Annotated in this window: 19 protein-coding genes; 8 read left to right on the forward strand and 11 right to left on the reverse strand. The window is 73.7% G+C overall.

Annotated elements, in window-relative coordinates:
- Window positions 1-171: 171 nt before the first annotated feature.
- Together murQ and ACIRFL_RS29685 are read right to left on the reverse strand one after the other, a co-directional pair.
- The gene (gene murQ / locus ACIRFL_RS29680; protein WP_404034371.1) at window positions 172-1107 is read right to left on the reverse strand and encodes an N-acetylmuramic acid 6-phosphate etherase; all 936 of its coding nucleotides are present in this window, start codon (window positions 1105-1107) and stop codon (window positions 172-174) included.
- Window positions 1108-1249: 142 nt separating this feature from the next.
- On the reverse strand, window positions 1250-2170 hold the full coding sequence (locus tag ACIRFL_RS29685) for a MurR/RpiR family transcriptional regulator (protein ID WP_404034373.1): 921 nt from the start codon (window positions 2168-2170) through the stop codon (window positions 1250-1252).
- A 54-nt stretch (window positions 2171-2224) separates the two neighbouring features.
- On the opposite strand from ACIRFL_RS29685, the gene ACIRFL_RS29690 reads away from it, so the two are divergent.
- Entirely contained in the window at window positions 2225-2608 is a 384-nt protein-coding gene (locus tag ACIRFL_RS29690; RefSeq protein ID WP_404034375.1) for a hypothetical protein, read from the forward strand.
- A 78-nt stretch (window positions 2609-2686) separates the two neighbouring features.
- On the opposite strand, the gene ACIRFL_RS29695 is transcribed toward ACIRFL_RS29690, so the two are convergent.
- Together ACIRFL_RS29695 and ACIRFL_RS29700 are read right to left on the reverse strand one after the other, a co-directional pair.
- Entirely contained in the window at window positions 2687-3811 is a 1125-nt protein-coding gene (locus tag ACIRFL_RS29695) for a GNAT family N-acetyltransferase (protein WP_404034377.1), read from the reverse strand.
- Window positions 3812-3870: 59 nt separating this feature from the next.
- Window positions 3871-4515, reverse strand: a complete 645-nt coding sequence (locus ACIRFL_RS29700) for a hypothetical protein (RefSeq protein WP_404034379.1) — start codon at window positions 4513-4515, stop codon at window positions 3871-3873.
- 328 nt (window positions 4516-4843) lie between these two features.
- On the opposite strand from ACIRFL_RS29700, the gene ACIRFL_RS29705 reads away from it, so the two are divergent.
- Both ACIRFL_RS29705 and ACIRFL_RS29710 read left to right on the forward strand, forming a co-directional pair.
- Window positions 4844-5512, forward strand: coding sequence for a maleylpyruvate isomerase family mycothiol-dependent enzyme (locus ACIRFL_RS29705; protein WP_404034381.1), 669 nt, complete (start codon window positions 4844-4846; stop codon window positions 5510-5512).
- A gap of 97 nt (window positions 5513-5609) precedes the next feature.
- On the forward strand, window positions 5610-6320 hold the full coding sequence (locus ACIRFL_RS29710) for a copper homeostasis protein CutC (RefSeq protein WP_404034383.1): 711 nt from the start codon (window positions 5610-5612) through the stop codon (window positions 6318-6320).
- 309 nt (window positions 6321-6629) lie between these two features.
- Here ACIRFL_RS29710 and ACIRFL_RS29715 read toward each other — a convergent pair whose 3' ends face one another.
- Window positions 6630-8681 carry a HelD family protein gene (locus ACIRFL_RS29715; protein ID WP_404034385.1) on the reverse strand — a complete coding sequence of 684 codons (2052 nt, stop codon included), beginning with the start codon at window positions 8679-8681 and terminating at the stop codon, window positions 6630-6632.
- A gap of 325 nt (window positions 8682-9006) precedes the next feature.
- On the opposite strand from ACIRFL_RS29715, the gene ACIRFL_RS29720 reads away from it, so the two are divergent.
- Both ACIRFL_RS29720 and ACIRFL_RS29725 read left to right on the forward strand, forming a co-directional pair.
- A complete protein-coding gene (locus ACIRFL_RS29720) occupies window positions 9007-9186 on the forward strand; it encodes a hypothetical protein (protein ID WP_388713258.1) in 180 nt (59 codons plus the stop codon).
- A gap of 104 nt (window positions 9187-9290) precedes the next feature.
- On the forward strand, window positions 9291-10445 hold the full coding sequence (locus ACIRFL_RS29725; RefSeq protein ID WP_404034417.1) for a glycosyltransferase 87 family protein: 1155 nt from the start codon (window positions 9291-9293) through the stop codon (window positions 10443-10445).
- 18 nt (window positions 10446-10463) lie between these two features.
- Here the strand turns inward: ACIRFL_RS29725 and ACIRFL_RS29730 are convergent, their stop codons facing one another.
- Together ACIRFL_RS29730 and ACIRFL_RS29735 are read right to left on the reverse strand one after the other, a co-directional pair.
- Window positions 10464-12107, reverse strand: coding sequence for a DNA repair helicase XPB (locus ACIRFL_RS29730; RefSeq protein WP_404034387.1), 1644 nt, complete (start codon window positions 12105-12107; stop codon window positions 10464-10466).
- A gap of 83 nt (window positions 12108-12190) precedes the next feature.
- Window positions 12191-14896 (reverse strand): helicase-associated domain-containing protein, encoded by a 2706-nt coding sequence (locus ACIRFL_RS29735; RefSeq protein WP_404034389.1) that lies wholly within the window; start codon window positions 14894-14896, stop codon window positions 12191-12193.
- A gap of 192 nt (window positions 14897-15088) precedes the next feature.
- Here ACIRFL_RS29735 and ACIRFL_RS29740 point away from each other — a divergent pair, with 192 nt between their 5' ends.
- The gene (locus ACIRFL_RS29740) at window positions 15089-16168 is read left to right on the forward strand and encodes a hypothetical protein (RefSeq protein ID WP_404034391.1); all 1080 of its coding nucleotides are present in this window, start codon (window positions 15089-15091) and stop codon (window positions 16166-16168) included.
- 395 nt (window positions 16169-16563) lie between these two features.
- Window positions 16564-17199 (forward strand): HAD family hydrolase, encoded by a 636-nt coding sequence (locus ACIRFL_RS29745; RefSeq protein ID WP_404034393.1) that lies wholly within the window; start codon window positions 16564-16566, stop codon window positions 17197-17199.
- Here ACIRFL_RS29745 and ACIRFL_RS29750 read toward each other — a convergent pair.
- Complete coding sequence (locus ACIRFL_RS29750) at window positions 17175-17426, reverse strand: hypothetical protein (RefSeq protein ID WP_404034395.1); 252 nt, start codon at window positions 17424-17426, stop codon at window positions 17175-17177. The two genes, ACIRFL_RS29745 and ACIRFL_RS29750, sit on opposite strands and share 25 nt — an antisense overlap.
- Before the next feature lie 439 nt (window positions 17427-17865).
- Here ACIRFL_RS29750 and ACIRFL_RS29755 point away from each other — a divergent pair, with 439 nt between their 5' ends.
- A complete protein-coding gene (locus ACIRFL_RS29755; RefSeq protein ID WP_404034397.1) occupies window positions 17866-18249 on the forward strand; it encodes a cold-shock protein in 384 nt (127 codons plus the stop codon).
- Between the two features lie 30 nt (window positions 18250-18279).
- Here the strand turns inward: ACIRFL_RS29755 and ACIRFL_RS29760 are convergent, their stop codons facing one another.
- The 3 genes from ACIRFL_RS29760 to ACIRFL_RS29770 are packed head-to-tail and all read right to left on the reverse strand — an operon-like array spanning window position 18280 to window position 20319.
- Complete coding sequence (locus ACIRFL_RS29760; protein WP_404034399.1) at window positions 18280-19134, reverse strand: 1,4-dihydroxy-6-naphthoate synthase; 855 nt, start codon at window positions 19132-19134, stop codon at window positions 18280-18282.
- Window positions 19124-19879 carry a futalosine hydrolase gene (locus ACIRFL_RS29765; protein WP_404034401.1) on the reverse strand — a complete coding sequence of 252 codons (756 nt, stop codon included), beginning with the start codon at window positions 19877-19879 and terminating at the stop codon, window positions 19124-19126. The genes ACIRFL_RS29760 and ACIRFL_RS29765 overlap by 11 nt, the downstream gene beginning before the upstream one ends.
- On the reverse strand, window positions 19849-20319 hold the full coding sequence (locus ACIRFL_RS29770; protein ID WP_404034403.1) for a DUF2771 domain-containing protein: 471 nt from the start codon (window positions 20317-20319) through the stop codon (window positions 19849-19851). Before ACIRFL_RS29770 ends, ACIRFL_RS29765 begins: the two co-directional genes overlap by 31 nt.
- Window positions 20320-20330 lie beyond the last annotated feature (11 nt).

Genomic DNA, 20330 nt, shown 5'->3' on the forward strand with positions numbered 1-20330 from the left:
GGTCAGCCGGTCGAGGCCGCCCGCGCTCCGGAAGGCGTCGCCCGCGCGGGCAGCGTCCCGCGGTGGGTCGTTTCGGTGTGCCGGGGGAGTCCGGTTGTTGTCGCGTCGCTGCGACTCCGGTGACGTGAAAGAGCGGCTGGACCCGTGTGGGTGTCGGTTCGCGGGTGCGGGTCAGCCGGTGGGGTTCGGCAGTGCGGCTCGTAGATGGCCGTTGGACTGGGCCAGGAGGCGGGCGGCTGTCGGGCCGTCGACACCGGCCAGGATGGCCAGGATCGCGTTCTTCACCTCGCCGCCGGTCTCGGTCAGGGCCCGCTCGATCTCCTCGTCGGCCGCGCCGGTGGCCAGCGCGACGATACGGCGGGAGCGGGCGCGCAGCTTGTCGTTGGAGGCGCGCACGTCGACCATCAGGTTCCCGTACGTCTTGCCCAGCCGGATCATCGTGATCGTCGACAGCATGTTGAGGACCAGCTTCTGCGCGGTGCCCGCCTTCAGCCGGGTGGAGCCGGTGATCAGCTCGGGGCCGACGACGACCTCGATGCCGTGCTCGGCCGCCGCCGCGAGCGCGCTGTCCGCGTTGCAGGCAAGGCCGACGGTCAGGGCACCCAGGGCGCGGGCGTGCTCGACCGCGCCGATCGCGTACGGGGTGCGGCCGGAGGCGGAGACGCCGACCACCGTGTCGTCCGAGCCGAGCGCGAGCGAGTCGAGGTCCTTGCGGGCCAGTTCCTTCGAGTCCTCCGCGCCCTCGACGGAGGTCACCATCGCCTCGGCGCCGCCCGCGATCAGGCCGACCACCCTGGCGGGGTCGGTGTTGAAGGTGGGCGGGCACTCGGAGGCGTCCAGGACACCGAGGCGGCCCGCGGTGCCCGCGCCCGCGTAGACCAGCCGGCCGCCGCGGCCCATGCGCGCGGCGATCGCGTCGATGGCCGCAGCGATCTGCGGGAGGCACGCGGCCACGGCGGCCGGCACCGCGGTGTCCTCGCCGTTCATCAGCCGGGCGATCTCCAGGGTGGGCAGCTTGTCGATGCCGGCGAGTTCGGGCCGGAATGCCTCGGTGGTGAGCGTCTCCAGTTCGGCGCGGAGCTGACGGTGGTCGGACGTGGACGTCATGAAGGGCGGCTCTTTCTGGTGCTTCCAGTGCTTCCGGTGCTTCCAGTGTCTCCAGCGCTTCGCAGTGAACCGGCGAGCGGCCATGGCGGTGCGGCAGCCGGACGACGACGCGCAACGGCTCGGCCGGCGGAGCACGCCGCGCTCAGCGGTGCCGGTGGGCCAGCGCCTCGTAGGAAGCGGCAAGCGCGGGCGCTGCGGTCTCGTATGTGCGCTGTGCCACTCCGATGAACAGACAGTCCACGACGAGGAGTTGACTGGTCCGCGAGGACATCGCGGCGGGCCGCAGCTCGCTCTCCCGGGAGATGGAGGTGGTGAGCACGTGGTCGGCGTACTGGGTGACCGGTCCGTCCGGCCGGCCGGTGATGGCGATGGTGGTGGCCCCGTGCTCGAACGCGGCCCGCAGCGGCTCGATGACGTCCCCCGTCGAACCGGAGTGGGTGATCGCGATGGCCACGTCACCGGAGCGCAGCTGCACCGCGTTCGTCACCGCGAGATGCGGATCGCTGTGGGCGTGGGCTATCACCCCTATCCGCAGCAGCTTCTGGGTGAGGTCCTGGGCGACCAGCCCGGACGCGCCGATCCCGTACACGTCGGTGCGCCGTGCGCCGGCCAGCGCGGCGACCGCCGCGCCCAGTTGCACGGTGTCGAGCCCGGCGGCCGTGTCGGCGAGGGTCTGCTGCTCGTCGTAGGCGAGCTTGGCGACGACGTCGGCGATCGGGTCGTCGACCGCGATGTCGGTGGTGAGGGCGGGGGCGCGGCCGGACTGCTGCTGGGCGGCCAGGCCGGCGAGGGCGAGCCGCAGGTCGCGGTAGCCCGGGTAGCCGAGCAGCCGGGCCGTCCGTACGACCGTGGCCTCGCTGGTGCCGGTGAGTTCGGCGAGGCCGGTGACCGTGAGGGCCGCGCAGCCCGCCGGGTCGCCCGCCACGGCCTCGGCGACCCGTTGCATCGAACGGGTCATGGACGGGGCGAGCGTGCGCACCTTGGCGGTGAGGGCGGCCGGCGCCGGCGGGGCGTTTCCGTGGCCGCCCGGGGTGCCGAAAATTTCCTTCACTTTCTGGGTCACATATGAAAGATATTTTCGGCTGGTGTCGGGGTCAAGACCACGCACAATGGGTGCATGGAACCCATCAGCCCGCTGGAACGTGCCCTGCACACGGCCCGCGCCCGCGTGCTCGCCGACCTGGTCGCCGGCGAGGTCGCCGAGGCGGACGTGGTCTCACTGGTCGAGGACTCGGTCGCGCAGCGCCGCTGGTGGGTGGAGCAGTGGCCGGACGGGGCGGCCTATGTGGCCGGACTCGTGGCGCAGGACGTACAGGACGCGCTGCTTGAGCGGTACGGACGCTGGCCGCTGTGCCCGGTGTGCGGCTCAGGCGACCCGCATGCGCTGGACGTCGAACCGGAACTCGGGCCCGACCCGCACTGGGTCTGCCACCAGGCGGGCGTGAAGGTCGCGGCGGTCGGCTCCCTGGGACGAGCCACAGGCGGAGTCCCGTCCTCATGAGACACCGGCACTGCCGGTGCACCTGGCCCAGCCGAACTGACGCCCGCGTTGCAGGGTGCGAGGTCGGCTGAAGGCGGGTCAGGCGCGGCGGACGTACAGGGTGAGGGAACGGTTCGAGCCGTGTCGTTCGGCGTACGCGGACTCCTCCGCCGCCGCGGCCCGGCCGAACCCGGTGCGGGCCAGCACGCCCTGCGACGCCAGATTGGCGTGGTCGACGCGTGCGAACAGCCGGTCCACCTCGTCCCGGGCCAGCGCCCACTCGGCCAGCGCGCCCAGCGCCTCGGTCGCGTAGCCCCGGCCGCGGGCGGCCGCCACGAGGTCGTAGCCGATCTCCACGCGGCCCTCCTCGTCCGGGGCGGAGTGGAAGCCCAGGCCGCCGACCGCCCGGCCGTCGTCCCGGCGTACCAGCACGAACAGCCCGAACTCGGGCCGGTGCAAGCCGGATTCATACGCCTCGACCAGCATCCCGGCGGCGTCTCGGGTGCCCTGGTACGGCCCGCCGTCGATCCAGTCGAAGCCGCCGTCGCCGCCCAGCCGCAGATCGCGCGCGGCGGCGGGCCGTACGCCCTGGAGGGTGAGCCGCCCGGTCGGGACGACCAGGTTGTTGTACCAGCGCCAGTCGGTGACCGGTGCCCGGCCGGGCAACTCACCGCGGCCGGTCGCCCACAGCAGGGTCGGCCAGGGCGCGGGCCCGGGCCGGACGTGCGGGAAGACGCAGGTCAGAACGGACTCGGCGAGGTCCGCCGGCGGCTCATAGGGCACCCCGAGCCCCGCGGCCATGTCGTAGGTGTGCAGCAGTACCTCGGCGATGCCCATCGCGGCGAAGCCCTCGCGGTCCGCGCTCCCGAACGGGAAGGGGTGGAAGGCGCGCACCTCGCGCGGGGTGGTGCGGACGGTGGTGGCGAGCAGCACGCCGGTGGTCTCGAGCACCTGGAGCACACCGGCGTTGCCGGCCGCGGGCATGCCCTCGTCGCCCTCGCCGTCGAGGGTGATGTCGAAGGGGACGTACGCGTCCTGCGCCCGCCCCGCCAACTGCCCGGCGTATGCGATGAGATCGCTCGCGACATGCACGGCGGTCCGCCGGACGCTCCAGTCCAGCCGACCCGCCCGCACCGCCGTCCAGTCCCGGTCAAGCGCCGTGCGCAGCGTCGCCACACAGCCCGCGACGGCCTCGTTCACCTGATCCCCGCCCACTGCCTGCATGCGGCGCAGACTAGATCATCGGACCGGTGCGCGAAGCTGGTTTTCCGGCTGGCCCGCGGTCAGCCGGTCAGCAGCTCCAGCTCGGCGGCGAGGTTGTAGCGGGCGGTCGGCTCCCACTCACGCTGCCCGTACGGCGTGCGGAACAGCCGGGGCAGCTCCAGCAAGTGGCGCAGGATCGCGGCGCGGCCGTCCCGGAAGGCGTCGTTCGGAACGAAGTGGTACTCCTCGCGGACCGCGGCGGTGTAGGCGGCGTACGCGGCCGGCGGCGCCGCCAGGACGGCCAGGTCGGCGTCGCACAGCACCTGTCCGTCACGGTCGTCCGGGGCCGGGTCGTGCGTGACCGTGAGCCGGACCAGCCGGGCCACTTCGGCGGTCCTGTCCGCTGGGACGCCGGCCTCCGGCAGCGCGCGCTCGGCGAGGCGGGCCGACCGCTCCTCGTTCTCGGAGCGGTCGGGGAGGTAGACGGCGTCGTGGAACCAGGCGGCCAGGCGTACGACGTCCGGGTCGGCGGCGTACTCCGCGAGGGTGTCGACGTGGTCCAGGACGGCGGTGAGATGCGCGAGCGTGTGATACCGACGCTGCGGCTCCTGCCAGCAGGCGAGCAACCGATCGCCATACGGCACCGGATCGGGCCCACCCCCACCCCCTCGAACCCCCACCAGAGCCCTACTCCACCGCCCCCGCAACCCCTCAAGATCAGCCATATCCCCATTCTCCCCCGCCCCAAAGGGCACGCGGTCCGGGCAGCGCCCCGATTGGGGGCGCGGGGAACGGCGCGACAAGCCACAACGCACTCGCACTGTTCGACGATGCAGCAGCGCCCCGATAGGGGCGCGGGGAACGGCGCGACAAGCCACAACACACCCGCACCGAACGACGATGCAGCAACCACCGATTGGGGGCGCGGGGAACTGCGCGAAAAGCCCCCACGCACCCGCACGAACCGACGATGCAGCAACCCCCCCCCGACCCGCCCAACCACAACGCACCCGCACCATGGTCGGCCAACCCGGCGGAGCCTACCGTGGGGCCATGACCGACACACACGAACCCCGGGACCCCGAACTCCCCGGCCGGCTCCTCGCCGTAGAACGCGACGCCCTGCTCCCCCTGCTCCGCTCCCTGCCCGACGCGGATTTCACGCGGGCGATCGAGGCGTGCCCGGGATGGACCGTACGGGATGTGGTCGCGCACTGTGCGGCCGTGCTGACACGGGTGGTGGAACGCCGCTTCGAGCCCGGGGTGTTCTCACCCGAGTCGAACGAACGGGACATCGCCGAACGGTCGGAGCGCACGCACGCGCAGGTCGTCGACGAACTGGAGCGCGGGATGACCGAGGCCGGGCCGGTGATCGCGCGGGCCGGCGGGGTGCTGGACATGATCGCGCTGGGCGAGTGGGTGCACGCCGGCGATCTGCGGGAGACGTTCGGCGTGCCGGGTGCCTACGCCGGACCGGGGACCCCGCACGCCCTCACCCTGCTGGCCCGGGTGACCCGCGAGAAGGGGCATCTGCCGGTGCACGCCGACCTGGACGACGTGGACGAGCCGCTGCGGCTGGGCGCGGCCGACGGGGCGCGGAACCCGGCCCGCTTCATCGGGGACAGCGCCACCCTGGTACGGCTGTACGCGGGCAGGTCGCTCGCCGGGACGTCGTACGAACTGGTGGGCGCGGCGGCACCGGAGCTGAACATCTTCGGCTGACCGGGGGCGATCTCGCGGGGCCGGCCCGTGCGGGCGTACCCTTTCGATTGGACTAGACCTGTAGCGGTCCAGGGGAACACCGTCGGAAAGGGGTCCTATGAGCACGCGTGCAGTCCTGGAGGTGATCGCCCTCGGAGTGGAGGACGCGGTCGCCGCGCAGGCGGGAGGCGCGGACCGCCTCGAACTGGTCACCGACATGGCGGCCGACGGGCTGACCCCGTCGGTGGCGACCTTCACCGGGATCCGTGCCGCCGTCGACATCGACCTGCGCGTGATGCTGCGGCTCTCCGACGGGTTCGCGGCCGGCGGCCCGGAGGGCGTGGAGCGGCTGGTGCGGGCGGCGCGGGAGCTGCGCTGGGCGGGGGCCGACCAGTTCGTGCTCGGATTCCTGGACGCCGGCGGCGGACCGGACCTGGGCGCGCTGGAGCGGGTCGTCGCCGCACTGGACGGCTGCCCGTGGACCTTCCACCGCGCGATCGACCGGGCCGCCGACCGTGACGCCCTGCGCAAACAGCTCGCCGATCTGCCCGGCCTGGACGCCTACCTGACCGCGGGATCGGCGGCCGGCGTCGACGACGGTCTGCCCACGCTGCTCGCGGAGGCGCGACGCGGACAGGAGCCGGGCTACGAGCCGACGGTGATGGTCGGCGGCGGCCTGCGCCTCGACCACGTCCCGACACTGCGCTCCGCGGGTCTCACCGCGTTCCACATCGGTGGCGCGGCCCGCCCCACCGGCTGGACGGGCCCCGTGTCCCCCCACGCGGTGACCCAATGGCGCCGGACTCTGGACGAAACCGACAATCCCTGACGCCCCACGGCCCGTGCGGCGGCAACGGAACCGGCACGGCGGACCGGGGCGCGGAGGCGACGTGGCGGGGCCGCCGGTCGCGGGCGCCCGCGGCGTACCGCGGCCCACGCCGGGCGGCGGCAGCGCATGCGGCCGTAGGCATCCGCCTCGGGTGCGCACCATCCACCGGAGCCCGCCGCTCGCAACCCCGCGCGGAGCGACGTATTCGGAGGCGTGCGGTCGCCCCGGCCCGCCGCGGCGGCCACCCGCTCACGCGACCGCCCCCGCCCGCAGGGCGCTCGTGCTTGGCGCCCGCGCAACGTGCCGGGGTCAGGTCAGTTGGGGTGGGAGGGGGGTCGTGTGGGTGATGATCAGGCCAGACACCGCTCGGGTCAGGGCCACGTACAGGCGGCGCAGGCCGGTGCGTTCGTCCGGTTCGGCGTCGACCACGGCCCGCGGCTCGTCCAGGACCACGTAGTCGTACTCCAGACCCTTGGCCAGCGACGCCGGGACCAGGGTGACGCGCGCCTCCCGCGTCGTCTCCTCGCCCGGTGCCAGATAGGTGATCCCGGCCGCCGTGAGCGCATCGGCCAGCACCGGGACCCGCGCGTCGGCCGCGATCAGACCGGTCGAGCCCTCGTTGCGCAGCAACTCCGCACAGGCCGCTACCACGTCCCCGGTGCCGTCGACCGCGCGCAGGTCGAAGAAGCCCGGGTTCTCCCGGACCGACGCGACCGGTGTGAGACCGGGAGCGATGTGCGGCAGCAGCCGGGAGGCGTACGCGATGACGTCCGTCGGCACCCGGAAACCCGCGGTCAGTTCCTCGATCACGCCGTCCGCCTTGCCCAGGTGCGCCAGCGCCTCGTCCCAGCTGCGGGTCGCCCACGGGGTGGTGCCCTGCGCCAGGTCGCCGAGGACGGTCGCGCTGCCGGTCGTGCAGCGCCGGCCCACCGCCCGGTACTGCATCGGGGACAGGTCCTGCGCCTCGTCCAGCACCACATGCCCCAGCGAATGCGTGCGCTGCACCAGATCGGTGGCCTCGTCGATGAGCACGGCGTCCGCGGCCGACCACCTGGCCGACTTCACGCTGCGCACCGGCTTCGACCACAGCAGCGTCTTCTGCTCGTCCTGCGACAGCAGCCCCTCCGCGTGCACCGCGAGGAAGTCCGCGTCCGTCAGCAGCCGCAGCACCAGCTTCGCCGGATCGACCGGCGGCCAGATCGCCTTGACCGCCGCCTTCACCGCGCTGTTGCGGGCCACCGCGTCCTGCACCCGGTCGTCCGGCGCCTCGCCCGCCCGCTCCATCTGCACCAGCACGGCATGCGCGATCCGCTGCGGCAGGGCCTCACGGGCGGCCCCGTACCGGATGTCACGGGCCAGCAACTCCCGGACGATCTCCTCCAGTTCGTACGCCGGAACCCGCCAGCGCCGCGAGCCGCGCACCACCACGACCGGCTCGGTAGGCAGCGTCACCTGTGCGTACAGGGCCCGCTTCAGCACCTCGGCGAGCCGCGCGTCGCCCTTGACGAGCGCGGTCGCCGCCTCGTCCGTGCCGCGCACCTCAACATGCCCGACCAGGTCGTCGACGGTGGCCTGCCGCACCGCCAGCTCGCCGAGCGCGGGCAGCACCTGCTCGATGTAGTGCAGGAAGGACCGGTTCGGCCCGATGACCAGGGTGCCGGTGCGGGCCAGCCGCTCCCGGTGCGCGTACAGCAGATAGGCGACCCGGTGCAGTCCGACAGCGGTCTTCCCGGTGCCGGGGCCGCCCTGGACGCAGACCGTGCCGGCCAGGCCGGAACGCACGATCTCGTCCTGCTCCGGCTGGATCGTGGCGACGATGTCCCGCATCGGGCCCACGCGCGGCCGTTCGATCTCCTGCTGGAGCAGCTTGCTGGTGCGGGCCTCCTCCGCGGGGTCCGACAGATGCTCGTCCTCGTACGCCGTCAGATCGCCGCCGGTGTAGCCGAAGCGGCGGCGCAGCGCGACGTCCATCGGGTCCTTCTTGGACGCCCGGTAGAACGGCTGGGACACCGGCGCACGCCAGTCGATGACCATCGGATCGCCCTCGGCGTCGTGCACATGCCGCCGCCCGATGTAGAACCGCTCGCCCGGCGCGCCCTCGGCCCGCTCCGCGGCCGGCGGGTGCAGATAGTCGAGCCGGCCGAAGAACAGGGGGGTGTCGCTGAGGTCGGCCAGCGCCTTGATGCGGTCGTCGATCTGCCGGGCCAGTACCTCGGCGTTGACCCAGTTCGCGGTGACGTCACTGATGTCGAGGGATTCGACGTCCTCGCGCATGGCGCGCAGCGCGGCACGGGACCCGGCGAGGTGGGAGCGTTCCCGGGCGAGCGGGTCGTCCAGCGGATCGTGGGCGGGCGTGGACAAGGCGGTGCCTCCGGTCGGGGTGCTGCAAGGGCCGGTGCACGGACAGTGCGCGGACGGGCGCGGCTGCGTGCCGGGAAGCCGTCCGGTTTCCGGCCGGACGGCGGCACTCCGGGAGGGAGGCGGGCAAGAGCGGAGATTCTAGTGACGAGCCCCGCACCGACGCCAATGCATTTCCGCCCCCCCCGTTTCGGTCCCCTAGGGGCCCCTAGGGGGCGTCTCCACCTCGTCTAGGGGAGACGGGTCCCTCCGGAGGGGTAGGTGCGGGGGCCGGGATTGGCTCCGCAGACCGATGACGGCCCGGGGCCCGGCGTTCCACCATGGAGACATGAGCGCTGCAACCATCCACCCGGCCCCCTCCGGCCCGGCCGGCGCCACGGCCGTCGTCGGCAACCACCACCACCGTCTGGGCAACGTCCTGCGTGCCGTCAAGGTGTTCGCGGAGGCGGCGTTCGGCGTCGTCATCCTCGGCGAGTACGGCGAGGAAGCGGGCGTTCGCCGTAAGTAACCCCTAGGTTCACCTCCGTGGCACAACGGACGGTGACGCCTTACCTCCTCCTGACCCTGTCCCTCCTCTCCTTCACCGCCCTGTGCGTCCTGCAACGCGCCCCGATGGCCGACGCGCTGGTCTACCGGGCCGAGGGCGAGGCCGTCGTCCACGGCGGCGACCTGTACGGCTTCACCGTCACCGAGTGGCGGCTGCCGGCGACCTATCCGCCGTTCGCGGCGGTCCTGTTCGTGCCGGCGACCTGGATCCCCGTCCCGGCCATGAAGGCGGCCTTCGTCGCGGGCAACGTGCTCCTGCTCGCCCGTCTCGTCGTCCTCTCGGCACGGCTCGCGGGCCGGGCGGCCCGGGCGCCGCAGGTGTGTGCGGCCACCGCCCTGGCCCTGTGGCTCGAACCGGTCTTCCAGACGGTCCTGTTCGGCCAGATCAACCTGGCGCTCGCCTGCCTCGTCCTGGGGGACCTCACCCGCCCGCCGGGCGCCCGCGCCAAGGGCCTCGCCCTGGGGGTGGCGGCCGGCATCAAACTGACCCCGGCCGTCTTCGTCGTCCACCTCCTGCTGACCGGGCGCCGGCGGGAGGCGGCGACGGCCACGGCCGGCTTCGCCGGGACCGTCGCCCTCGGCGCGGTCCTGCTCCCGGCGGCCAGCGCCGATTTCTGGACCGGAGGGCTCTTCGAGACCGGCCGGGTGGGCAAGGTCTGGATCGTCGACAACCAGTCGCTGCCGGGCCTGATCGCGCGGGCGGCGGGCGATGCGGCACCGGGTCCGGCGTGGACGCTCCCGGTCGCCGTCGTGGCCGTCGCGGGCCTGTGGGCTGCGGCCCGGGCGACGCGGGAGCGGCACGGCATCCTGCTCGCGGCGGGCACCGCCCTGCTGGTCTCGCCGATCAGCTGGTCCCACCACTGGGTGTGGTGCGTCCCGCTGCTCGCCGTGCTCCTCGCCGAGGGCCGCATCCGGCTCGCGGCGCTGACGGCGGCCGTGTTCACCGCCCGCACCATGTGGCTGCTGCCGCACGAGGGCGACCTGGACCTGCGGCTCCCGGGGTGGCAGCAGCCGCTCGCGTCCCCGTACCCGCTGCTCGCGCTCGCCCTGCTGGCCGGGGCCGTCGTCCCACGGCGCCGCTCACTCCCCCGAGCACCCGAAGACCTCCGAGCACCCGAGGACCCCCGAACGGGCAGGCAAGCCGTCGGCCGCATCGAGCCTGCCCGGGTCGTCGACCGGACGGGGTCGGCGTGGGAGACAGGTGTGACGAAGGGCGGCTGACGGGGTGCGGGGCGTGGCTCAGGTCTCGGTCAGGATCTCGTCCGCGTCCACGATGCGGTAGGCGTACCCCTGCTCCGCCAGGAACCGCTGGCGGTGTGCGGCGAAGTCCTGGTCGATGGTGTCGCGGGCCACCACGGAGTAGAAGTGGGCCTGGTGTCCGTCGGCCTTGGGGCGCAGCACCCGCCCGAGCCGCTGGGCCTCCTCCTGCCGGGAGCCGAACGTGCCCGACACCTGGATGGCGACCGTCGCCTCCGGCAGGTCGATGGAGAAGTTGGCGACCTTGGACACGACGAGCACGCTGATCTCGCCCTCACGGAACGCGTCGAACAGCTTCTCGCGCTGCGCGTTTGACGTCTCCCCCTTGATCACCGGCGCGTCCAAGTGCTCGCCCAGCTCGTCGAGTTGGTCGATGTACTGGCCGATGACGAGGATCTGCTGCCCGGCGAACCGGCGCACCAGGGCCTCGGTGACCCGGCGCTTGGTGTCGGTCGTCGCGCAGAAGCGGTACTTCTCCTCCGTCTCCGCGGTCGCGTACGCGAGCCGTTCGGCGTCGGTCAGGTTCACCCGGACCTCGACGCAGTCGGCGGGCGCGATATAGCCCTGCGCCTCGATCTCCTTCCACGGCGCGTCGAACCGCTTGGGCCCGATGAGCGAGAACACGTCCGACTCGCGGCCGTCCTCGCGCACCAGCGTCGCGGTCAGCCCGAGCCGGCGGCGCGCCTGCAGATCGGCGGTGAACTTGAAGACGGGAGCCGGCAGCAGATGCACCTCGTCGTAGACGATGAGCCCCCAGTCACGGGAGTCGAACAACTCCAGATGCGGGTAGATCCCCTTCCGCTTCGTCGTCAGCACCTGGTACGTGGCGATGGTGACCGGCCGGATCTCCTTCTTCGTACCGCTGTACTCCCCGATCTCGTCCTCGGTCAGCGAGGTCCGCCGCACCAGCTCGTGCTTCCACTGCCGGGCCGAGACCGTGTTGGTGACGAGGATCAGGGTGGTCGACTTGGCCTGCGCCATCGATCCGGCGCCGACCAGCGTCTTGCCCGCGCCGCAGGGCAGCACCACGACCCCGCTTCCGCCGTGCCAGAAGTTCTCCACGGCCTGCTTCTGGTAGGCCCGCAGCGCCCAGCCGTCCTCGCGCAGCTCGATGGGGTGCGCCTCCCCGTCCACGTATCCGGCGAGGTCTTCGGCCGGCCAGCCCAGCTTCAGCAGCACCTGCTTGATCTGGCCGCGTTCGGAGGGGTGCACGGCGACGGTGTCGGGGTCGATCCGGGCCCCGACGAGCGGCGCGATCCGCTTGGACCTGAGCACTTCTTCCAGGACCGGCCGGTCGCTGCTGGTGAGCACGAGGCCGTGCGCCGGGTGCTTGCTCAGGGTGAGCCGCCCATAGCGGTCCATGGTCTCGGTGATGTCCACGAGCAGCGCATGCGGCACGGGGTAGCGGCTGTACTGCACGAGCGCGTCGACGACCTGCTCCGCGTCATGCCCGGCCGCCCGCGCGTTCCACAGGCCGAGCGGCGTCACCCGGTAGGTGTGGATGTGCTCAGGCGCCCGCTCCAGTTCGGCGAACGGCGCGATGGCCCGACGGCAGTCATCGGCCCGCTCGTGGTCGACCTCCAGGAGCAGGGTCTTGTCGGACTGGACGATCAGCGGACCATTCACGCGCGGCACCCTTTCCCTATGGCCACAGTCTCGGCCAAACGTCCAGTGTGCCCTACCGGCAGGTGATCACGGCGGGGCTCCGGTCAGTCGGCGGCCAGTTCCGCGACGCCCGTGACGCGGTGCAGGGGGTAGGTGCGTACCTCGTCGGCCGTGTGGTCGTACGCCGTCACGAAGCCGCCCTCGACCCGGATGGGCGCGATGACGCGCTGGCTCGCGGCGCCCTCGGCGTTCACGTACCCGATCCACAGCGCTTCGCCCGTCAGGACGGCCGCCTGCATGGTGGCCAGGGTCTCGGCGGAGCTGGTGCGCGGCAGGTCGCCGCCCGCCGTCGCCGCGCCCGTGGGCCTGCGCGGGGTGGTGGCCGCCAGGTCGCCTGCGCGGATCGCGCGGATCGCGGCGGTCAGCAGGGTCGCGTCGGGGACGGGCGGGCCGTCCGGGACCGGCTCGGGCGCGGTGCGATGCGGGGTGCGGTGGGCGTGGGCGCGGGCGATCAGCACATCGCCCTCGGCCGACTCGGCGGCGGGCGCGTACCCCATCGCGCGCAGGCCCTCGAGCAGCGTCGCCGGGTCGGCCTGCGCCGCCAGCACGGTCGGCGCCAGCCTGCGCAGCCGCAGGGCGGCCGACCGCCGGTCGGCGAGGATTTCGTTCAGCAGCGCGTCGTCGTCGCAGCGTACGTACGCGGAGGCCGCGCCCACCCGTAGCCGGCCGTGCTTGCGGGCGACGTCGTCGACCAGGTACGTCAGCGGTTGCGGGACCGGGGTGCGGGAGTGCGCGGCGAGGAAGGCGTGCAGGTCGGCGGCGGTCCGGCCGGCGTCCAGGGCGCGGCGTACGGAGGCGGGCGTGAAGCGGTAGACCGTCGCGCCGCCCTTCGACTCCACGTCCGCGAGCACGCCCAGCGTGTCGGCCAGCGGTCGCTCCAGCGGCCCCGGCGCCACCGCCGTCAGGTCCGCCTGGAGCAGGACGTGGTCCAGCGGCTCGGGCAGCAGCGGCGCGAGCAGCCCGGCGGCCACGGCGCCGGCCGCCGCACGCTCGGCCGGGGCAAGGGGCTCGCTGGGCACGGGCGGGCGCCGGCGGTGGTGCGCGGGCAGTTTGTCCCCGGGCCCGTCCGCCGGGCCACCGGCACCCCGGCCACTGTCCGCCGGGCCACCGGCACCCCGGCCACGGTCCGTCGGGCCACCTTCCGCCTGGCCACTCGCGCCCGGGCCGCCATCGGGCCGGCGACGGCCGCTCGGCGCGGGCGCCGCGGTGGCCGCGCGCGCGGCCCCGGATGCGCCGATCAGCGCGCGGCCGTGGGCGGACAGGGCGCCGCGGCCGGTGACGCCCAGCAGCTCCGCCTCCGCCGGCGTCCAGCGCGCGATCCGGGAACGCAGATCCTCCTCGCCGCCCCGTGGCCGGCCGCCCTCGCGCTCCGGGGCGCCCACCGGGCCGCCCACCGGGCCGCGCAGCGGACGCTCCCAGCGCAGCCGGGCCAGCACCGAGTCGAGGTCCGGCGCGGTGCCCTCCGGCAGCGCGGCCAGCAGCCCCAGCACGCGGCGCCGCACCTCGGGCGCCACGGAGCGGTCGAGACCCGGCCCCAACGCCGCCAACGTACGGTCCTTGGTGTCCCGCCCGCCGACCAGACCCGGCGTCCGGGTCGCCGTCAGCCACGCCTCGGCGAGCCGCGCCCAGCGCTCGGCCGGGGGCAGCTCCAGCCACTCGTCGTAGGCCGGGGTCGCCGCGTACCGCTCGTCGGCCTCGCCGTCGGAGGCCAGCAGGCCCGCCGCGTAGGCCAGTTCGACCCAGAACGCGGCGACCGGTTCGGACACGTCGAGGGCGACAGCCGTCCGCTTCAGGTCGCGGACGCTGAGCCCGCCGGCCCGCAGCACCGTCGGACCGCCCTCGTCCCAGTCCTTCAGCAGGTCCTCCACGGTCGCCAGCGCGGTGTACGCCTGCCCGGCCGCCGTCGCGTCCACGACCTGCGCGGGATGCGTCGCGGCCGGCTCCACCGGCGGCGGTACGGCCTCGGGCGCGCGGTGGGCGCGGCCCGCGCGCAGATGCAGCGCGACCTCGCGGGGCAGCACGACGGTGCCGGGCGCCGTCGGCAGCAGCAGACCGCGGTCGAGCAGCCAGCGCAGATGGGCGGCCGGCTCGGGGGTGACCTGGCCGTACGGCGGCCCCCAGACGAGCCGGGCCAGCACCTCGCGGGACTCCGCCGGGGCGCCGGACAGCAGCGCGGCCGTCCGGGCGCGGTCGGTGAACAGGGCGCTGAGCGCGGCCACGGCGGAGACCGAGTCATGGGTCGACGGCAGGCCCGCGGCCGTCACGATCTCCTGGATCCGGCCCGGCGACATGCCCGCGGTGGCTTCCCGCACGGTCGGGCCGAGGCCGGTCGGGGACGGGTGCTGCGGGGTCGGGGCCAGCACCTCACGGGCCGTGCGGACCAGGCGCAGCCGGTCGTCACCGCCCCACACCAGGGCCTGTTCGCGCAGGGTGGCGAGGGCGTCGGGCAGGGCGGCGGCGACGGCCCGGTCGCCGGCGTCCCCCGCCATCAGGCCCAGCAACTCGTCGTAGGACGCCGGGTCCGCCGCCACGGCCAGGGCCTGGGCCGTCTGCAGCACGAACAGGTCGAGGCGCTCCAGGGCGCGCAGCACCGAGGCCCGGGTGCCGGCCCGGGTGGCAAGCTGGGTGAGGTCGCCGGGCACGGGGGTGACGAGGTCGGGCCGGCTGCGCAGCAGCGCGGCCAGGGAGGCGTCGTCCCTGGCGCGGAGCGCCTCCGCGAGGGAACGCGGCGGTGTTGCCGGGTTGCTCATCCGACCCACGGTAGCGGGTACGGGGTCGACGCCGGGAGCGCATGCCCCCGGGCGACGGCATCCGCCGCAGCCCTGCGCACCGCCGCCGCCCGACGACGCGCTGCCCGCGGGCGTGCGCGCCGACGTGCGGGGCGGCCTGCGCTACCGTCGTCCCGACGGGGTATCCAACGCACCGGCCCCGGAGGGGACTTCGTGGGTATCGAGAGCGACCGGGTCGTCTACGAGTATCTGAGCCGCGTCGGCGACATCGCGCAGCAGCGCCAGTTGCCGTCGGCCGACCGCATGCGCCTGGTGTCCGAGCTGCGCAACGAGATCGACCGGCACCGGGCCAGGACCACCGTGGACAGTCCCGCCGCCGTGCGCCGCATCCTCGCCCGGCTGGGCACACCGGACGAGGTCGTGGCGGCGGCGGGCGGGGGCGGCGGGGCGCCGCAGTCGCCGCCCGCCGCCGTGCCGGTGCAGCCCGCGCCGCGCGATCCCGAGCCGAAGGGGTTGCCGGGTCCCAAGGGACTGCTGGGGCAGTGGGGCCCGGGGGAGAAGGGCACCGGGGGCAACGACAAGGGGCCGCGGGCGAGAGGGAAGGGGCTGCGTCGGGTCGTGCCCAGGCCGCGTCCCGCGGAGCCGGCGGCCCCCGCCCCTTCGGACGCCCCCTCACCGCCGCACCTCGCCGGGGAGGACGAACTCGGCGACAGCGCCCTGCAGCCCGACTGGTGGCGGGTGGACGACAGCCCGTTCGGGGTCGGGGACAGCGTGCCCGGGTTCGTCGGGGGAGTGGAGATCCCCGAACTCCTCAAGCCGCCGCCGAAGGAACCGGAGGCCGAGCCGAAGGAGGCCACGAAGGCCGAGACGGCGCCCGCGGCGGCGCCCGAAGCCGCCGCGGGCGAGACGGCCGACCCGCCTCAGCGCCGCCGGTTGCCGCTGCCCCGCCCCGCCGCGGGCTGGACCAACCCGCTGCTGCTGCTCGCCGCCGCGGCCCTGGTCGCCGGGGCGGTGCTCGGCAACTGGTTCGCGCTGATCGTCGGCTGGCTCATCGCCTACGGCTCCCGCCGCCTCACCGCGGCGGAGAGCAAGTGGGCCGTCATGGGCCTGCCCGGCCTGGCCCTCACGGGCGGCCTGGTCTGGCTGTGGGGCAGGAACGAGGGCCGCTGGGGCGACCCCATCGCCCAGGGCCACATGCGAGACGCCCTGGCCGAGACCTGGCCCTGGACGGTACGGGCCGCGGCCCTCACCTCAGCCGCCTACCTCCTCTGGCGCTCCCAACGCCGCCGCTGACCGCATCCGCGGCATCGGCCAGACCGTCCAGCGCCGTCGGCCGACCTGGCTGGATGGGCTCCGCCGGGTCGGCCGCGTTGCAGGGCTGCCGACGGGCAGGCGTCCGCCGGGTTGCCTCCGACCGCCGAACACACCCATCCGACCCACGCCACCCCCGCCGACAGCCCCGTGCACCTCGCCCCACGCCTCGCGTCCCCTGCCCGAAGGCTTGGGCGTAGGGGCGCAGGGGGTCGGCCGGGGGCTTCTGATCGGCTGCCCGCCCGGGGCGGGCGGTGGCGGCCGCGGTGGCCCGTTTCACCGGGGCGGCCCTCGTACCGGTGGTGCCCTGCCCTCGCTATGGCGTGGCGCCGGTTTCGGAGGGGCGGGTCGGTCGGGGGCCGGAGGCGATCGGCACAATGGCGGGCATGAGTTCTCGCGTGCTGACCGTCGGGTTCGACCTCGACATGACCCTGATCGACTCCCGGCCCGGCATCCACGCCTGTTACACGGCGCTGGCGGAGCGTACGGGAACCCACATCGACGCCGATCTGGCCATCACCCGGCTCGGGCCTCCGCTCGCCGACGAGTTGATCAACTGGTTCCCGGCCGAGCAGGTCGCCCCGATGGCGGACCTGTACCGCGAGATGTACCCGGCGATCGCCATCGCCGCGACCCCCGCGATGCCCGGCGCCCGCGAGGCGATCGAGGCGGTGCGCGCATCGGGCGGCCGGGCGATCGTGGTCACCGCGAAGTACGAGCCGAACGCCAAGCTGCACCTCAGCCACCTCGGCATGGAGCCCGACGCGGTCGTCGGCGACCTGTGGGCGGAGCGCAAGGCGGAGGCGCTGCGCGAGCACGGCGCGAGCGTCTACGTCGGCGACCACGTCGGAGACGTACGCGGTGCCCGTACCGCCGGCGCCCTCTCCGTGGCCGTGGCCACCGGCCCGTGCGACGCGGAGGAACTGCGCACCGCGGGCGCGGACGTCGTCCTCGACGACCTGTCCGCCTTCCCGCGCTGGCTGGCCGGCTACCGCGAGGCGCCCCGCGCCTGACGCCGCCCGGCCGCGATCGACCGCAGGACCCCCGCGCCGGCCACGAGGAATCCGACCCCCATGAGCATGCTCAGGCCGAACATGTACGTCGGAAAGGGCTTGGCGCCCAGGAACAGCGGGGCCACGGTGACGAGAGTGGCCACGGCACCGAGGAAGAAGACGACGGCACCGGCGCGGATCAGCCCGTCACCGGGCGCGGCGGAATTCGCTTGGGTTGTTTCACGCACCGCACCAGGGTAGTTCCCGGCCCGAAGGAACGGCCGGGCGGTGTCCCGCCCCGACGGTGCGAAGGTTCCCGGGCGCAGGTATTGCATGGGTTGAACGGCCGAAAAGCATGAGTATTTCCAGAAAGGCGGCTCTCGGGGCTGACGGGAGAGGGAAAAGCCGCCCGACGAGTTGACGTGACGCAGGAGTATGCCGTCACCCGATCGGCGGCCACTTCACTGCCCTCCGCTCGAAGACCGCCCTATCCGGAAGCTTGGCCGCCGCATCGGGTGGTCATCACACTTCCCTCACCTCGCTGAGCCGCTATCCCGCCACTCGTGGCGCACGGGAGCCCCGTGCCGTTTTAAGGCATGTTCCGCTGGAGAGACCCCCGGTAAGGTGTCATGACGGCAGTTCAACCGGCGTCTGGGGCGTCCGGGACCGATCGAGGGAGCGTGTGCTTTGCCGACTGGCAAGGTCAAGTGGTTCAACAGTGAGAAGGGCTTCGGCTTTCTCTCCCGTGACGACGGCGGTGACGTCTTCGTCCATTCCTCGGTTCTCCCCGCCGGAGTCGATGTGCTCAAGCCGGGACAGCGCGTGGAGTTCGGGGTGGTCGCCGGCCAGCGGGGCGACCAGGCCCTGTCCGTCGTCGTCCTCGACCCGACCCCGTCGGTCGCGGCGGCCCAGCGCAAGAAGCCGGACGAGCTGGCCTCCATCGTGCAGGACCTGACGACGCTCCTGGAGAACATCACCCCGATGCTGGAGAAGGGCCGTTACCCCGACAAGACCTCCGGCAAGAAGATCGCCGGCCTGCTGCGCGCGGTCGCCGACCAACTGGACGTGTAGCCCGAGGCCCGCGGAGCATCCCGCCCGCGGTCAGGGGAAGTCGAGCGCGGTCGGGCGGAGGGCCGGCACCAGCCCTTCGGCCGCCGCGCGGGTGAGCAGGCCCCGGATCGCCGCGTACCCGTCCTCGCCGAGGTCCGACGTGAACTCGTTGACGTACAGCCCGATGTGCTGGTCGGCGACGGCCGGGTCCATCTCCTGGGCGTGTTCCATGACGTAGGGCCGCGATGCCTCGGGGTCGTCCCAGGCGGCGTGCACGGACGCGTGGATCGACTCGGCGAGCAGCCGCAGCCTGTCCGCGCCCAGCGACCGTTTGGCGACGATCGCGCCGAGCGGGATCGGCAGCCCGGTCGTGGCCTCCCAGTGCTCGCCCATGTCGGCGAGCTTGTGCAGCCCGTAGTTCTGGTAGGTGAACCGCGCCTCGTGGATCACCAGGCCCGCGTCGATCTTCCCGTCCCGCACGGCCGGCATGATCTCGTGGAACGGCATGACGACGATCTCGCCGACGCCCCCCGGCAGGGTGTCCGCGGCCCACAGCCGGAACAGCAGGTAGGCGGTCGACCGCTCGCTCGGCACGGCCACCGTCCGGCCGGTGAGGTCCGCGTCCGGCTCCCGGGTGAGCACGAGCGGCCCGCAGCCCCGGCCCAGCGCACCGCCGCAGGGCAGCAGCGCGTACTCGTCGAGGACGTACGGCAGCACCGCGTACGACACCTTCAGCACGTCGAACTCACCGCGTTCGGCTATGCCGTTGGTGATGTCGATGTCCGCGAAGGTGATGTCGAGCGCGGGCGCGCCGGGGATCCGGCCGTGGGCGAGGGCGTCGAAGACGAAGGTGTCGTTCGGGCAGGGGGAGTAGGCGATCTGCAGCGGTCGGCTCTCAGGGCTCATACGGGTTCCAACTCTCCAGTGCGGGCGCGAACTTCCCGAAGCCCTCGGTGAGGGCCGCGAGGGCGTCGCCGATGCGCCAGGCGGCGCGGTCGCGCGGGCCGACGGGGTTGGACACCGCGCGTACTTCGAGGACGGGCACCCGGTGCGCGGCGGCCGCTTCGGCCACCCCGAAGCCCTCCATGGCCTCCGCGAGCGCCCGGGGGTGGCGGGCGCGCAGCGCGTCGGCGCGGGCCGCGGTCCCGGTCACGGTCGAGACGGTGAGCACGGTCCCGGCGCGTGCCCCGGTCACCGCGGTCACCTCCCGTACGAGTGTTTCCGGCGGACGGTGGCTGACGGTGCCGAAGCCGAGCCCGGTGACCGGCACGAAGCCGTCGGCGGTCTCGGCGCCCAGGTCGGCCGCGGTGATCTCGTCGGCGACGACGAGCGAGCCGACGGGCGCCGCGGGCCCGAAGCCGCCGGCGATCCCAGCGCTGACCACGAGCGCGTACGGGGAGCCCTGCAGGGCCGCGGCGGTCAGGGCGCCGGCGGTGCAGGCGGCGGCGAGGGCGGGGCCGACACCGGCGGCGAGCAGGTCGTAGGTGTGCGCGCCGGTGATCCGGTGGAGCGTGCCGCCCGGCAGGCGCACCTCGCGTGCCGGGCCGGCGAACGCCTGTGCCACCGCGTCCCGCTCGGCGGGGACCGCGGTGGCGACGAGGAAACGCTTGCCGGACGTGGTCAGGAGGCCTTCTTCAGCTTGAAGGACCACAGTCCCTTGACGGTCTTGTCGCCTTCCTTGACCGACACCAGGGTCGAGTTGCCCTGCGCGCCGTACTGCGCGTTGAAGAAGACGCTGCCGGGGATGGTGCGGTACGTCTTGGTGCTGGACTCGGTGAGCGGCTGACCGTTCATCAGGATCGTCCAGCCGCTGTCGGCGATCTTCGGGTCGACACCGAAGCGGACGGTCTCTTCCGGGTCCACCGTGATGGACTTGATTCCGGTGTCCTTGAGGCAGTTTCCGAGGGCGGCCGTGTCCAGGGCCTTGCCGTCGTTGTAGCAGGTCGCTTCCGAGTTGACCGAGCTGGTGCCGACGGTGACCGTTGCGATCGGAGTCGGCTTTTCGCAGGCCGTGAGGACGAGCAGTCCGGCGGAAACGGCGCCGGCGGCGGCGACGGCGCGGCGGCGTCGCGGAGCGGATTGCATGGTCATGGCCGAAGGCT

Origin of the sequence: Streptomyces sp. NPDC102462, from assembly GCF_044765425.1 — a bacterium.
In the GTDB taxonomy this organism is placed as follows: Bacteria; Actinomycetota; Actinomycetes; order Streptomycetales; family Streptomycetaceae; genus Streptomyces.